Here is a 14,710-nt window from a genome sequence, read left to right as displayed (position 1 = left end):
AGTCGTAACGGCGTTGCCGGGCGCAAGGCGTATGTCAGCCCGCACCTGGCTGCCGCTACTTCCTGAACATCGGATCCTCGGGATTTCCGCGGGACATGAGGTAGGCGATGAGGTCGCGGAGTTCGTCGGCGGAGAGGGAGTTGATGAGTCCCGGCGGCATCTGGGAGATGGGGGAAACCTCGATGGATTTCACGTCGGAGTGGTTGATGACGACGGGCTCCGCCTTCGGATCGGCGGTGTGGACGGTGACGATGTCGCCTTCGGTGATGACGAGACCGGCGTGTGCCTTGCCGTCGTTGAGGGTGACGGTGGAGGAGCCGTATTGGTCGGAGATCACCTTGCTTGGCTCGATGATGGCTTCGAGCAGGTCGCGGGCGCTGAACTTGTTCCGCACGGTGGTGAGATCCGGGCCGATGGAGCCGCCGGTCCCATCGAAGCGATGGCAGGAAGCGCAGGCGGTGGCGTGCAGGAGGTTGCGGCCGGAGTTGAAATCGCGGCCTTGCATTGCGCCGTTTTCCCCGATGGCGGCGATGGCGCTGGCAACGGTCCATGCCTGGCCCGGGCCTTTCGGCGGGGTGATGGCGAAGTCCGGCTTGGCGGCGATCGTTTCACCGGTGAGATCGGCGAGGGCGGCGCGCTCCGCTTCGGATGCGTTCTGGAGCGACGCCGAGCGGATGTTGGTGAGGAAGCCCGCGTAGCTGTTGCCGCCGGAGAACTTGCCGGCGTTGCTGAGGAAGGAAACGTATTCGCGGCGCTCCTTGATGGTCCAGCCGTAGCGGACGTTGCGGAGGATGAACGCGTAGCCGATTTCCTGCGCCGGGGTCGGGTTGTCGAGGAGCTTGCGGATACTGCCGCCGTAGCCGCCGTTGCGTGCGATCAGTTCGAACCAATCGGGGACGACGGGTTTCGATGGATTGCGGATCAGCTCCATCGTGCGGGAAACGACGTCGGGCGCATCGAGATAGACGAGGATCTGCGCGAGCTCGGTGTTGAGGTTCGGGGTTTTCGCGGGGAAAAGCGGATTCAGTTCGGTGATGATCGCCGCTTTCTCCGCGGCATCCGGCGCGCCGAGACGCATGAAGGTGAGGCCGTAGGCGCGGAGAAGCCCGAGCAACTGGCTTTCCTCCAAGCTATCCGGGGAAAGCTCTAACAGGGATGCGATGAGCGGCGATTTGTATTGCTTGTCATTGCTGCGCGCGAGGGCGACGGCCGCAGTGATTCTGGCCTGCGTGGTTTTCTCCTGGAAAACTTTCGACGCCCATTCCGCGGCGGGCTGTGCCTCGATGGCAACGCGGGCGGCGTTGCGGATGAAGCGGTCGGTGCTGCCCAAGTGCGGCCATGCGGCGGCGACAGCGGCGGGATTTTTCTTGCCGTGAAAGACTTCGAGGGAACGGCGTAGGGCACGTGCCTGCGCAGCTTCCGGTGGCCCGTCGCCGGTGGGGGTGGCGGTGGATTCGCTTCCGGTGTAAACGACACGGTAGAGCGCGGACTGGGTGCCCCGACCGCCGGTGGTGAAGTATAGCGCACCGTCATCGCCGATGATCGCATCGGTGACCGGAAGGGGTGCGCCGGAGACGAATTCCTCGGTCTTCGCCGTGTAGCTCGCGCCTTGCGGAGTGAGGTGGATGGCGTAGATGGTGCCGAATGTCCAATCGAGGGCGAAGAGGGCGTCCTGGTATTTGGTGGGAAACTTCGCTCCCGTGCCCATGACGGTGCCGGTCGGTGAGCCGGGCCCGATATCGACGACCGGCGGGAGGCTGTCCTCGTAATAGGTGGGCCATTTTCCGGTGCCGCTGCGCCAGCCGAAGTCCGATCCGCTGGTGGCATGGCTGATCCGGGTGGGGCGATACCAGGGCGAGCCCATGTCCCACTCCATATCCGCATCGTAGGCGAAAATATCGCCGAAGCGGTTCAGCCCGATGTCGTATTGGTTCCGGTATCCCATGCTGTGGACGAAGTAATTTTTCCCGTCCGGGGTGACCTTGCAGATCCATCCGCCTGGAGCGAGGATGCCCTTGGCGTGGCCATTCGCGTCCCAATCGCGCGGCAGGAGATGATCCTCGCTCCATGTGGTGCTGGAGCCCTTGACGAGCGCTTGCGGGAGCGCGGTGTGGTTGCCGCCGACGATCCAAAGGTTCTCCCCTTCCATGTCCGGGATGACGGCGTGGTTGCCGTGCTCGCCGCCGCCGTTGGCACCGCCGAGTTCTTCCTTGGCATCCGGCATGCCGTCGTTGTTCGTGTCGGTGGCGGTGAAAAGGCCCGCTCCGGTGACGTGGGCGTAGAGTTTGCCGTGAGCCCAGGTCATGCCCTGGGCGCCGGAGATATCGACAGGGATTTTTTCCACATCCACATGGATCGCATCCTCGCTCTCTTTCACGGAAATCCGGAACAGGCCTTTACCTCCCTGATCGGAGGCGATGAGGCGGCCTGCGGCATCCTTGGTGAGCGCGACCCATGAACCCTGCTCCGCGGCGGGTACCGTGTAGAGAAGCTCGGCGCGGAATCCTCCGGCGATTTCCAGCTTGTCGGGAGTGAGCGCCGATCCGCCGCCTGCCTTGGCACCGGGTATGCCCCATGGCGGTGCTCCGAGGGCGGCGATTTTTTCGGGTTGCTGCCATGCGCTGTCGTCGAAGCCGGCGGTTTGCCAGCCGGCGGCTTCGGTCGCGGAGACCTTCCAGCCGTCGTTTCCGGTCATGATGATTTCGCGCACGCCGCCCTTTGAAGTGAGGACCAGCTTCGCGATCAGGCCGGCCACACCGCCCTGGTTCTCGGCCTTGATGGCGATCACGTTCTTTCCGGTTTTAGCGAGATCCGCGAGGACATTGATGTCAACCGGAGTGCTCCATTCCCCGCTTTTGGCAAGCTCCTTGCCGTTGACCCACAGCGTGAGCACATTGTCACAGGTGGCGATGACACGCGCTGATTCGAGATTTGCGGGGGTATCGAATGTGGTTCTGAGAAATTGGGTTTTGCCCTGATCTTTGCCCCAAACCCAAGCGGGAATCGGCAGCTCACTGAGGATATCGCCGCTGCCTGTGGACTGCGTTTGGCCGCCGACGATGATTTTTTTGGGCGGAGCCTCCACCGCGCCTGCGAATGGCACGGCGAGGGAGGAGATGAGCAGGGAGGAGATGAGATTTTGCATAAATGATTCGGGTAGGACTTTCAGTGCGAAAAATACTTGAGCGATCGCGCGGACCTTACAGATTCTACCGCAAATTCCCCGGAAAATGGCCGGCATGCGCACATCCCCGGCGAGCATTTTCAGGGGGGCCTCATAGTAGCTCAAGTCATGAGCGTCGCGCTGGTGGCCACCCAACCAACTCCAACACACACCATCATGATCCGTTCCGTCAGAAACCAACTCTCACCCCTCACCCCCATGAAATCCCTCCTGCTGCTATCCGCAGTCGGCGGCTTCATGGCGCTTGGCTCCTGCTCGGAAGCGCCTCCCAAGCCGCCGCCACTGCCAACGGTCACCGTCACTGACACCGAGCCTGTGGGCGACGGCTTGAAAGTGATCGGCTTCGCCATGCTCGGTGCGGCGGTCGTCGTGGTCCTCGGGCGCATGCTCGGCTGAACCGTTGCCCTACACCACCCACCATGAACCCGTTGTTCTTCATCAAGGGCTTCGCCTGGCTTTCGATCATCCCCCTCGTCAAACGCCCCCCCCGTCCGGCTTATGGCAGGTTGGTCGAGCCCATGAGGAAGCGATCACACTCGCGGGCGGCGCCGCGGCCTTCGTTGATCGCCCAGACGACGAGCGACTGGCCGCGGCGGATGTCGCCGGCGGCGAAGACTCCGGGGATGCTGGTGGTGAAGGTGCCGTGCTCGGCCTTGACGTTCGAGCGGGCGTCGGTTTCGAGGGCGAATTGTTTCACCACTTCCTGCTCGGGGCCCATGAAGCCCATGGCGAGCAGGACGAGTTGCGCGGGGACGATGCGGGCGCTGCCTTCCTTTTCCTTGGGAGTGAAGCGGCCTTGGTCGTTGATCCACTCGATGTCACAGATTTCGAGGCCGGATAGATTGCCGGCGTCGTCCTTGAGGAAACGCTTGGTCTGCACCAGGTATTGGCGCGGGTCCTGGCCTTGAACGGCGGCGGCTTCTTCCTGGCCGTAGTCCATTTTGTAAACCTTGGGCCACTCGGGCCACGGGTTGTTCGCGGCGCGCTTTTCCGGCGGCTGCGGCATGATTTCGAGCTGGATGACGCTCTTGCAACCGTGGCGCAGGCTGGTGCCCACGCAGTCGGTGCCGGTGTCGCCACCGCCGATGACGACGACGTCCTTGCCCTTGGCGTTGAGCGCGGGGATGGTGCCGTCGAAATGGTGGTCGAGCTGATAGCGGGTGTTGTCGGTGAGGAACTCCATCGCGAGATGGACGCCTTTCGCGTCGCGGTTCTCGATGGGGAGGTCGCGGCCGAGGGTGGCACCGCAGCAGAGGACGACGGAGTCGAAGTCCTTGCGGAGTTTTTCGGCGGTCCACTCGCTGTCTTTGCCGATGTTGACGCCGGTTTTGAAGGTAATGCCTTCTTCCGCCATCAGGTTGACGCGGCGCTGGACGACGAGCTCCTTGTCGAGTTTCATGTTAGGAATGCCATACATGAGCAGGCCGCCGACGCGGTCCTCGCGCTCGAAGACGGTGACGCTGTGGCCGGCCTGGTTGAGCTGGTCGGCGCAGGCGAGGCCGGCGGGACCGGAGCCGATGATGGCGACTTTCTTGCCGGTGCGGATTTCCGGAATGCGCGGGATGACCCAGCCTTCCTCCCAGCCGCGGTCGATGATGGCACACTCGTTGTTTTTGATGGTCACGGGCGGCTCGATCACGCTCAGCACGCAGGAACCTTCGCAGGGAGCGGGGCAGACGCGGCCGGTGAATTCCGGGAAGTTGTTCGTCTTGTGAAGACGTACGAGTGCTTCTTTCCAACGGCCTCGATAGATGAGGTCGTTCCATTCGGGGATCAGGTTGTTGACCGGGCAGCCGCTGGCCATGCCCGAAACCATGTGGCCGGTGTGGCAGAAGGGCGTGCCGCAGTCCATGCAGCGCGAGCCCTGGGCGCGTTGTTGTTTCTCGTCGGAATGAATCTTGAACTCGCGCCAGTTCTTGATGCGCTCGAGCGGTGCGGCTTCCGCATCGGTCACGCGCGGCACTTCCATGAATCCTGTTGGCTTACCCATTTGATTGATTGGTCTTTGTGAATGTGTTGCTTGTAGCGGTGCTCTGTGAGCGTCGGGCGGTTGAGGTGCTATTGATGTCTCAGGTAGGTCAGCGACGGTCACAGACCGCCGCTACAGTGGTTAATTTCCGCCGACGCGGGCGAGGTCCTTGAGGTTTTCCTCGAAGGCGGCCATCGCGGCCTCGTCGCCGGTGAGGCCTTGTTCCTCGACCTTGCGGAAGGCTTCGAGCATCCGCTCGTAGTCGCGGGGCAGGACCTTGAAGAACTTCGGCAGCTCGGCGTCCCAGTTTTCCAACAGGAACTTGCCGCGAGGCGAGCCGGTGTAGCCGACGTGTTTCTCGATGGTCGATTTGACGAGGGCGATGTCCTTGTCGGCGCACTCGATGAGGCGATAGAGATTGACCATCTCCTTGTTGAGGCGCTTCTCGAACAGGCCGTCGATGTCGTAAACGTAGGCGACTCCGCCGGACATGCCCGCCGCGAAGTTGCGGCCGGTTTCGCCCAGCACGATCACCTGGCCGCCGGTCATGTATTCGCATGCGTGGTCGCCGACGCCCTCGACGAGGGCGTGCGCGCCGGAGTTGCGGACGCAGAAGCGCTCGCCGCCGATGCCGTTGAAGTAGGCCTCACCGCTGGTCGCGCCGTAGAGGGCGACGTTGCCGATGATGATGTTTTCCTCGGGCTTGAAGCGTGCGCCTTGCGTCGGATAGATGATGATCTTGGCTCCTGACAGGCCCTTGCCGACGTAGTCGTTGGCGTCGCCCTCGAGGCGGAAGGTCATGCCGGGAGGCGTGAACGCGGCGAACGACTGGCCGGCGCTGCCGTTGAACTTGAGCTCGATGGTGTCCTCCGGAAGTCCCTTGCTGCCATATTTCCGCGAGATCTCGCTGCCGGTGATGGTGCCGACGACGCGGTTGACGTTGGTGATCGGCAGTTCCACGCGGACCTTTTCACCGCGCTCGATGGCGGGCTTGCAAAGGGTGAGCAGGTGGGTGTTGTCGAGCGCGGCCTTGAGGCCGTGGTCCTGGGTGATTTGCTGATAGGCGCCGACATTCTCGCCGACGTCCGGCTTGTGGAAGATGCTGGTGAGGTCCACGCCTTTGGCTTTCCAGTGCTCGGTGGCTTCGTTGGTGTCGAGGCACTCCACGTGGCCGACCATTTCGTTGATCGTGCGGAATCCGAGCTCGGCCATGATCTCGCGGAATTCCATGGCGATGAAGGTCATGAAATTGACGACATGCTCGGGCTTGCCCTCGAAGTTCTTGCGAAGCTCGGGGTCCTGGGTGGCGATGCCGACCGGGCAGGTGTTTTTCTGGCAGACCCGCATCATCAGGCAGCCGACGGTGACCAGCGGCGCGGTGGCGAAGCCGTATTCCTCGGCACCGAGGAGCGTGGCGATCGCGACGTCGCGGCCGGTCTTGAGCTGGCCGTCGGTCTCCAGAACCACGCGGCTGCGGAGGTCGTTGAGGAGGAGGATCTGGTTGGTTTCGGCGAGTCCGAGTTCCCATGGGGCACCGGCGTTGAAGATGGAGGACGATGGCGACGCGCCCGTGCCGCCGTCGTGGCCGGAGATCAGGATGACGTCGGCGTGGGCCTTGGCGACACCGGCGGCGATGGTTCCGACACCGACTTCCGCCACCAGCTTCACGTTGATCCGGGCGCGGGTGTTGGCGTTCTTCAAGTCGTGGATCAGCTCCGACAGGTCCTCGATCGAGTAGATGTCGTGGTGCGGAGGCGGGGAGACGAGGCCGACTCCGGGAGTCGAGTAGCGGACCTTGGCAATCCATGGATAGACCTTGGAGCCGGGCAGTTCTCCGCCCTCGCCGGGCTTGGCACCTTGGGAAATCTTGATCTGGATTTCATCGGCGTTGACCAGGTATTCGCCGGTGACGCCGAAGCGGCCGGAGGCGACCTGTTTGATGGCGGAGCGCTTGCTGTCGCCGTTTTCCATGGTGACGAAACGGGACGGATCCTCGCCACCCTCGCCCGTGTTCGACTTGCCGCCGATGCGGTTCATCGCGATGGCGAGGGTTTCGTGGGCTTCCTGCGAGATCGAGCCGTAGGACATCGCTCCGGTTTTGAAACGCTTGGTGATTTGCTCGATGGTTTCGACCTCGTCGATTGGCACCGGAGTGCGGTTGCTGCGGAACTTCATCAGGCCGCGGAGGGTCGAGAGGTTCTCGCTCTGGTCGTTGACCTTCTTGGCGTATTGCTTGAAGACCTCGTAGCTGCCGGTGCGGGTGGCCTTCTGGAGCAGGTGAATGGTTTCCGGATTGAAGAGGTGGAATTCGCCGTCGCTGCGCCACTGATAGACGCCGCCGGTGTCGAGCGCGGCCTCCTCGGCCTCGATGTGGCGGTCCGGGAAGGCCTCGCGGTGGCGGATGAGCGCTTCCTCGGCGACCTGTTCGATGTCCGAGCCTTCGCAACGGCTGGAAGTGCCGCAGAAATACTTGTTCACCAGATCGGTGGAGAGGCCGATGGTTTCGAAAATCTGCGCGCCGCGGTAGGAGGCGACGGTCGAGATTCCCATCTTGGCCATGGTTTTCACCACCCCCTTGATCGAGCCTTTGAGGAAATTGTAGGAAGCCTTCTCCAGCGTGATGTCGAGCATGTCGTCCTCGATCATCTTGTGGATGGACTCGAACGCCATGTAGGGGTTGATCGCGTCCGCGCCGTAACCGATGAGCGTGGAGAAATGGTGGACCTCGCGGGCCTCGCCGGTTTCGAGGATGATCGAGACGAGCGTGCGGGTGCCTTTGCGGACCAGATAGTGGTGGATGCCGCCCATCAGCAGCAGCGTCGGGATGGCGGCGCGGCCCTTGTCGATGTTTCGATCGGAAAGAACCAGCAGGTTGAAGCCTTCGGCGATGGCGGTGTCCGCGGCGGCGCAGATTTTGTCGAAAGCGGCTTCGAGCCCTTCGCCGCCCTGGTTGGCGGGGAACAGCGCGTCGATGGTGGTGGTCTTGAAGCCGTCCAACTCGATTTCACGGAGCCGGGCGAGCGACTCGTTGTCGATGAGCGGGCTGTCGAGGCGGACCATGCGGCAGCTCTTCGGTCCGGGAGCGAGCAGGTTGCCCTCGGAGCCGAGGAAGGTTTCCGTGGAGGTGACGAGCTCCTCGCGGATGCAGTCGAGGGCCGGGTTGGTGACCTGGGCGAAGATCTGCTTGAAATACTGATAGAGATGCTTCGGCTTGCTGGAGAGCACGGCGAGCGGGGTGTCGTTGCCCATCGAGGAGATCGGTTGGACGCCGGTCGCGGCGGTAGGTCCGAGCAGCATGCGGAGATCCTCGTAGGTGTAGCCGAACGCGAGCTGGCGCTCGAGGATGCGCTTTTCCTCGATGGTTTTCGGGGATTTGGCGGCGGGAAGATCCTTGAGCGTGATGCGGTTGTCGGCGAGCCACTGACGATAGGGCTTGGCGGAATAGACGCGCTGTTTGATTTCCTCGTCGGGGACGATGCGGCCTTCCTTCATGTCCACGAGGAACATCTTGCCGGGGCGCAGGCGGCCTTTTTCGACGATGGTCATCGGGTCGAGATCGGGAACGACACCGACTTCCGAGGCCATGATGACGAGGTCGTCGTCGGTGACATAATAGCGGCTCGGGCGGAGGCCGTTGCGGTCGAGCACGGCACCGATCTGCTGGCCGTCGGAGAAGGTGATGGAGGCCGGGCCGTCCCATGGCTCCATCATGCAGGCGTGGAATTCGTAGAACGCCTTCTTTTCCTCATCCATCATGGTGTGGCGTTCCCATGGCTCGGGAATCATCATCATCATGGCGTGGACCAGGTCGTAGCCGCCGTAGTGCATGAATTCCAGGGCGTTGTCGAAGCGCGCGGAGTCGGAGCCGTCCTCGTTGATGACCGGGAAGATGTTTTCGATTTCCGTGCCGAAAAGGTCCGACTGGCAGAGCGCCTGGCGGGCCTTCATGAAATTGGCGTTGCCCATGACCGTGTTGATCTCGCCGTTGTGGGCGATGAAGCGGTTAGGATGGGCGCGCGACCAGCTCGGGAAGGTGTTGGTCGAGAAACGGGTGTGCATCAGCGCCAGCGCCGACTCGTAATCCGGGTCGAGGAGGTCCGGGAAGTAGGTGGAAAGCTGGCAGGGCGTGAGCATGCCCTTGTAAACCATGGTGCGGGCGGAGAGGCCGGTGACGTAGTGATAGTCCGCGCCGGGGAAGGAGTTGCCCTTGTTGCCGTGGACGTCGCGGAACTGGTTAGGCACCTCGTTGTTGCGGATCCACGCGCCGACGCGCTTGCGGATGACGTAGAGCTTGCGCTCGAAGGCCATCGGGTCGGTGATGTCGGCGCTTTTGCCGATGAAAATCTGCTTGATGACCGGCTCGTAGCGGCCGGAGGTTTTGCCGAGAATTTCGCTCCGGACCGGCACGGTGCGCCAGCCGAGGAACTTCTGGCCTTCCTCGCGGACGACGAGTTCGAAGACCTGCATGGCGACCTCTCGCACCGAGGCTTCCGGCGAGAAAAACGCACAACCCGAGCCGTAGTCGCCTTCCGGCGGGAGCTCGACGCCTTTTTTGGCCATTTCCCGGCGCAGGAACTTGTCCGGCATCTGGGTGAAAATGCCCGCGCCGTCGCCGGTCGCCGGATCCGATCCGCTGGCACCGCGGTGGTCCATTTGTTCGTTCATCGTGAGGGTTTTCACGATGATGTCATGCGAGCGCTTGCCTTTGAGATGGGCGATGAAGCCGACGCCGCAGGCATCTTTTTCGCGCGACGGATGCCAGAGGCCTTGAGGTTCAGGCCAGCCAAATGGAGATTTCTGCGATGAGGGCATGGAGTTTAGTAAGGAAATAGATCGAAATTCATGTGCGTCAAAGCTTCAGAAACTCCTGAAATTGAACGGAGCACTGGAGATCAGACGCGAAACGGGCGGAAATCTGCTTTCCACCGGGGGGCGTGTCAAGGCCGGGGGTGTCGGGAGCCCAAGACGCGGGTTGTTCCGGATTACTTCGCGGCGGGTGGAATCGCTTCCACGGCGGGCACGCCGAGCGTGTGGACCTTGAAAGTGGTTTCGGGTGCGTATGGCTTTTTGATGAATTTTGCGGCGAATATCTGCAGGTATGCCGCCCAGTGTTTCTCGGTGGTGATTTGGCCCTGGCCTTCCCAGCCGAAGCCGGAAAACCAGCGGACGCCGCCATGGCCATCGGTGTGGGCGAGGCAGATGGCCTGGGTTTCACCGGAGGCATTGGTGAAGGTCGTCATTTTCATCACACGTGAAGGGTCGATGACGATGCCGGTTCCGAGGCCGAATCCGTCGAGTTTTTCCCACAGTTGCATCGTGCCTGTCTTCGGTGAGAAAACCGGGGTGGTTCCTTCGACCTGCGGCTTGAGGCCGATGGCGACATCGATATTGGCGGGTGCGCCGTCGAGGGTGAAGCGCGAGTCGCATTGGAACAGGCGCTGGCCCATGATGAGGGTGATGCGCTTGGTTTCGCGCAGGACTTTACCCTTGAAGTCGCTGGCGTAGTCGAGCTCGAAGCTCACTCGCTCGGGAGTGTTTTCGATCACGCGGTGGGCGATGAAAGTGTCGGAATTGTGGAGTTGGCCATCGGCCCAGACCGAGATGCCGCCGCAGCCGCGGGAGTCGCCGACCTTATAGACGTCGTAGCCTTCGCCCTGGTCGTCATGATAGGGTTTCGCGACTTTTCCATAGGGCAGCTTGAGGCTGTCCTCGATGTACCACTTGTCGATGACCGGGTAGGGGACGCGTTTGAACCAGCAGTCGATGCCGCTGTTTTCCGGGCCGGGCCGCAGTGCCGGGCCGTAGGTGCGGAAGGCGACGAGGTCGTTTTCCCAAGCAAAGTCGTCCTTTCGCTCGGGGACGAAACGGGCGAAGGCGCGCGGTTTGGCCGGCATGAAGACTTCCGGCAGTTTCACGCCCTTGAAGGAGGCGAGATCGGTGCGGCTTTTCGTGGGGTCGAGCAGGCGGATGATTTCCGAACCGGCGAGCAGGAACGCGCCGGAGCCGTAAACTTCGGTGGATTCGGCGGTGGTGTCCTGCTTGTCGGGCGAGTCGCCGATTTTCTGGACGAACCCGAGCATGCCGGTGGGCTGGATGTTTCTGGCGAGCGCCTGATAGCCTTTCATGACCGCGGGCCGGAAGGTCTCGGCGGGAAGCAGGCCGCGGTTGATGCCCCAGGCCATGGCGTAGGTGAAAAAGGAGGAGCCGGATGACTCGCCCTGCGGGTCCTGCGGATCGAGCAGGCTCGTGCGCCACAGGCCGTCGGCGTTCTGGAGCTTGAGCAGCGCGAACATCATGTCGTGATATAGGCCGAGGTATTTCACGCGCGACGGATGATCTTCCGGCAGGTAATCGAGCACGTGGACGAGGCCGCCGGTGACCCAGCCGTTGCCGCGGGCCCAGAAGACTTTTTTCCCGCTCGGCGTGCGCCTGGTGAAAAAGTTGTTGTCTCGGTAGTAGAGATGGTGCGTGGGATCGTAGAGCACGTCGGTGGTCGTCCACCATTCACGGTCCGCCCACTCGAGGAATTTCGGATCGCCGGTGATCTGCGAGAGATGCGCCCAGACGGGCGGCGACATGAAGAGCGCGTCGCACCAGCACCAGGTGAAAGTCCCGCCGGAGACGGACTTCGGGGTTTCCTGCGCGAGCGCGGCGGTGACCTTGTCGAAGTGGGCGACGCTCGGCTCTATCTTCGCCTTGTCCTTGTCCAGGCGATACATTTCCAGCCATGCCTGAAGGACGGCGTGGTCGTCGGCGTGGGTCACGCGGGGACCGGGGCCGTAGGAAAGCTGCTTGCCGAACGAGTCGAGCGCTTCGAGATATTTCGCCTCGCCGGAAACCTGATGGAGCGCGGAGAGCCCGAGGAAAAACGGTGCCTGCGTCCAGTCGTAAATCTTGTGCTGCGAAGGGTTCGCGATCTGCCAATCCGCCACCCGCGTCATGTCCTGGAGGATCTCGCCGGGCTTCGGGTCGGCTGCGGCGAGCGGAGAAATGATCGCCAGTGCGAAAAGCAGGGATTTGCCGAAAATGGAGCGTTGAGGGCGGTGCATGGAATTTTTTTAATGCTGGGTTTACGTGGTGACTGAGTTTCCGGTTGTCACGGGACGGGTCCAATGAAGAATGGCGATCCGCCTCGTCAAAGGAAATTTGAAGGCAACCAAATCATTATGGAAACACGACTGATGCCATCACCCCGCGAAGCTGCGATCCTCGATACGGACGAATCGCGCGCCACCTTTCTGCTCGAAGACCTCTTTCTTCCCGGCCAGGTCTGCCTCGTTTACACCGACCTCGACCGCGCCATCGTCGGCAGCGCGACCCCGACAAGCACCCCTCTCTCCCTCGGCAACGACGACGCCCTCAAGGCGGATTTCTTCTGCCAGCGCCGCGAGATCGGCATCCTCAACATCGGCGAAGCCGGCAGCGTGACCGTCGATGGCACAGTCTATGAAATCGCCAGGCACGACTGCCTCTACATCGGCCGCGGCAGCCGCGAGGTGAGTTTCGCCAGCGCCTCCGCCGAGACGCCCGCCGCGTTTTATCTCGTCAGCTATCCGGCCCACGCCGCGCATCCGACGACCAAGGCGACCCGCGCCGACGCCAACCGCGTCGCGCTCGGCACCAAGGACGAATGCAACGAGCGGACGATTTTCCAGTATGTGCATGAAAACGGCATCAAGAGCTGCCAGCTCGTGCTCGGCTTCACCGAATTCCAGCCCGGCAGCATCTGGAACACCATGCCCTGCCACACCCACGACCGCCGCAGCGAGGTCTATTGCTATTTCGACGTCCCCGCCGCGCACCGCGTGCTTCACATGATGGGCGAGCCGCAGCAAACCCGCCCGATGTGGGTCGCCGACCGCCAAGCCGTGCTGTCGCCGCCGTGGTCCATTCATTGCGGCTGCGGCACCGCCAGCTATCGTTTCTGTTGGGCGATGGGTGGTGAGAACCAGGCCTTCACCGACATGGACCGCGTCGAAATCTCCGAGCTCCGCTAAGCCATGAAATCCTTCGACCTCACCGGCAAGACCGCCATCGTCACCGGCTGCAAGCGCGGCATCGGCTTCGCCATGGCGGAAGGCCTCGCCGAAGCGGGTGCCAACATCATCGGCGTCAGTGCCAGCCTTGAGAAGAGCGGCAGCGCGATTGAAAAGGCCGTCACCGCCCTCGGCCGGACCTTCGCCGCCTATCAGTGCGATTTCTCGGATCGTGAGGCGGTGAAAGCCTTCGCCGCGCAAGTCATGGCCGAGCACGGCGTGCCCGACATCCTCGTCAACAACGCCGGCACCATCAAACGCAAGCCCGCCGCCGAGCATCCGGATGACATGTGGTTCGAGGTCATCGACGTGAACCTCAACGCCCAGTTCCTCCTCAGCCGCGACATCGGTGCGAAGATGATCGAGCGCGGCAGCGGGAAAATCATCTTCACCGCCTCGCTTCTAACGTTCCAAGGCGGCGTCAGCGTGCCCGGCTACGCGGCGTCCAAGGGCGGCATCGGCCAGCTTACCAAGGCGCTTGCCAACGAGTGGGCGTCCAAGGGCGTCAACGTCAACGCCATCGCCCCCGGCTACATTTCCACCGACAATACGGAAGCGCTGCGCGAGGATCCGGTCCGCAGCCAGCAAATCCTCGCCCGCATCCCGGCCGGTCGCTGGGGCGAAACCGCGGATTTCAAAGGCCCGGTCGTCTTCCTCGCCAGCGAAGCCTCCCGCTATGTCCACGGCGAGATCCTCGTCGTCGATGGCGGCTGGATGGGCCGGTGAAACCGAGGGCGGCTAGAGTTTGAGAAACGCGTCCGCGTCGAGGAAATCCTGGCCGTAGATCAGGTGGTCTAGCAGGGGCACTCCGGTGAGGTCCTCGACCACGCCTTTGTTCGTGATCATGGCGGTGTCCATCTCGTCCTCAAGCTGGTTGAGGACGATGCCGGCGCAGACGAGCCCTCTCGCGCGGATGGCGTGGACGGTGAGTAAGATGTGGTTGAGCGCGCCGAGCTTGTTGCCGGCCACGAGGATGACGGGCAGTTTCAAATCCGCGGCGAGATCGGACACTCGGTAATTTGCGGCGAGCGGGACTTCCCAGCCGCCGGCGCCTTCGACGACGACTTGCGCGTGTTTCGCGGCGAGACGGTGAAATCCGGCGATCAGCTCGGCGGGGTCCACGGTGCGGTTTTCCAACATGCCCGCGACATACGGCGCGACCGGGGTGTTGAGGTGAACCGGGTTGATTTCATCAAGATCGATCCCACCCGACGCGGCGGATAGAATGGCGGCGTCCTCGCGATCCCCGCAGGCGACGGGCTTGTAACCGACGGCGTCGCGGCCCTCGTTGCGCAGGGTCTCCAGAATCAGGCGGGTGACGTAGGTTTTGCCGACTCCTGTGTCGGTGCCCGTGATGAAGAAGCTCATGGCCGAGGGTTGGTGGGCAGGGGAGCGCGGGTCAAGGCGCAAGGCGGATTTTTGCACGGGTCATCGGCGGGGTGAGGTGATGGTGGCGAAGGCGTGGCGGTTGTTGAAGCGGCGCATGTCGTCATGGAAGTCCTTCAACGTCGATTGCCGCTT

General features: G+C 62.6%; 8 protein-coding genes. 3 read left to right on the top strand and 5 right to left on the bottom strand.

Features of this window, described 5'->3' with window-relative positions; all coding sequences use genetic code 11:
• Window positions 1–55 precede the first annotated feature (55 nt).
• Window positions 56–3,145: a c-type cytochrome gene (locus AC4DF4_RS14770; protein WP_490048878.1), complete on the bottom strand. Its 3,090-nt coding sequence runs from the start codon at window positions 3,143–3,145 to the stop codon at window positions 56–58.
• Between the two features lie 195 nt (window positions 3,146–3,340).
• Between AC4DF4_RS14770 and AC4DF4_RS14765 the strand changes: the two genes are divergently transcribed.
• Window positions 3,341–3,580, top strand: a complete 240-nt coding sequence (locus AC4DF4_RS14765; RefSeq protein ID WP_490048877.1) for a hypothetical protein — start codon at window positions 3,341–3,343, stop codon at window positions 3,578–3,580.
• Between the two features lie 100 nt (window positions 3,581–3,680).
• On the opposite strand, the gene AC4DF4_RS14760 is transcribed toward AC4DF4_RS14765, so the two are convergent.
• From AC4DF4_RS14760 to AC4DF4_RS14750, 3 genes are all read right to left on the bottom strand, one after another.
• Complete coding sequence (locus tag AC4DF4_RS14760) at window positions 3,681–5,174, bottom strand: glutamate synthase subunit beta (RefSeq protein WP_490048876.1); 1,494 nt, start codon at window positions 5,172–5,174, stop codon at window positions 3,681–3,683.
• Window positions 5,175–5,294: 120 nt separating this feature from the next.
• On the bottom strand, window positions 5,295–9,965 hold the full coding sequence (gene gltB, locus AC4DF4_RS14755) for a glutamate synthase large subunit (RefSeq protein WP_490048875.1): 4,671 nt from the start codon (window positions 9,963–9,965) through the stop codon (window positions 5,295–5,297).
• 170 nt (window positions 9,966–10,135) lie between these two features.
• Window positions 10,136–12,202, bottom strand: coding sequence for a glycoside hydrolase family 88 protein (locus AC4DF4_RS14750; protein WP_490048874.1), 2,067 nt, complete (start codon window positions 12,200–12,202; stop codon window positions 10,136–10,138).
• Window positions 12,203–12,265: 63 nt separating this feature from the next.
• Between AC4DF4_RS14750 and kduI the strand changes: the two genes are divergently transcribed.
• Window positions 12,266–13,150, top strand: a complete 885-nt coding sequence (gene kduI, locus AC4DF4_RS14745) for a 5-dehydro-4-deoxy-D-glucuronate isomerase (RefSeq protein ID WP_490048873.1) — start codon at window positions 12,266–12,268, stop codon at window positions 13,148–13,150.
• Between the two features lie 3 nt (window positions 13,151–13,153).
• Window positions 13,154–13,915 (top strand): SDR family oxidoreductase, encoded by a 762-nt coding sequence (locus tag AC4DF4_RS14740; RefSeq protein ID WP_490048872.1) that lies wholly within the window; start codon window positions 13,154–13,156, stop codon window positions 13,913–13,915.
• Between the two features lie 12 nt (window positions 13,916–13,927).
• Here the strand turns inward: AC4DF4_RS14740 and bioD are convergent, their stop codons facing one another.
• Window positions 13,928–14,557 (bottom strand): dethiobiotin synthase, encoded by a 630-nt coding sequence (bioD, locus tag AC4DF4_RS14735; RefSeq protein WP_490048871.1) that lies wholly within the window; start codon window positions 14,555–14,557, stop codon window positions 13,928–13,930.
• Between the last annotated feature and the right edge of the window lie 153 nt (window positions 14,558–14,710).

Source organism: Luteolibacter sp., from assembly GCF_058122085.1.
Note: the sequence above shows the minus strand (reverse complement) of the source record. Positions and strands in the feature narration are given on the sequence as shown.

Excerpts from the sequence above, each read along its gene's own strand:
- AC4DF4_RS14770 (WP_490048878.1), bottom strand. The coding sequence starts at position 3,145 with ATGCAAAATCTCATCTCCTCCCTGCTCATCTCCTCCCTCGCCGTGCCA.
- AC4DF4_RS14765 (WP_490048877.1), top strand. The coding sequence starts at position 3,341 with ATGATCCGTTCCGTCAGAAACCAACTCTCACCCCTCACCCCCATGAAA.
- AC4DF4_RS14760 (WP_490048876.1), bottom strand. The coding sequence starts at position 5,174 with ATGGGTAAGCCAACAGGATTCATGGAAGTGCCGCGCGTGACCGATGCG.
- gltB (WP_490048875.1), bottom strand. The coding sequence starts at position 9,965 with ATGCCCTCATCGCAGAAATCTCCATTTGGCTGGCCTGAACCTCAAGGC.
- AC4DF4_RS14750 (WP_490048874.1), bottom strand. The coding sequence starts at position 12,202 with ATGCACCGCCCTCAACGCTCCATTTTCGGCAAATCCCTGCTTTTCGCA.
- kduI (WP_490048873.1), top strand. The coding sequence starts at position 12,266 with ATGAAGAATGGCGATCCGCCTCGTCAAAGGAAATTTGAAGGCAACCAA.
- AC4DF4_RS14740 (WP_490048872.1), top strand. The coding sequence starts at position 13,154 with ATGAAATCCTTCGACCTCACCGGCAAGACCGCCATCGTCACCGGCTGC.
- bioD (WP_490048871.1), bottom strand. The coding sequence starts at position 14,557 with ATGAGCTTCTTCATCACGGGCACCGACACAGGAGTCGGCAAAACCTAC.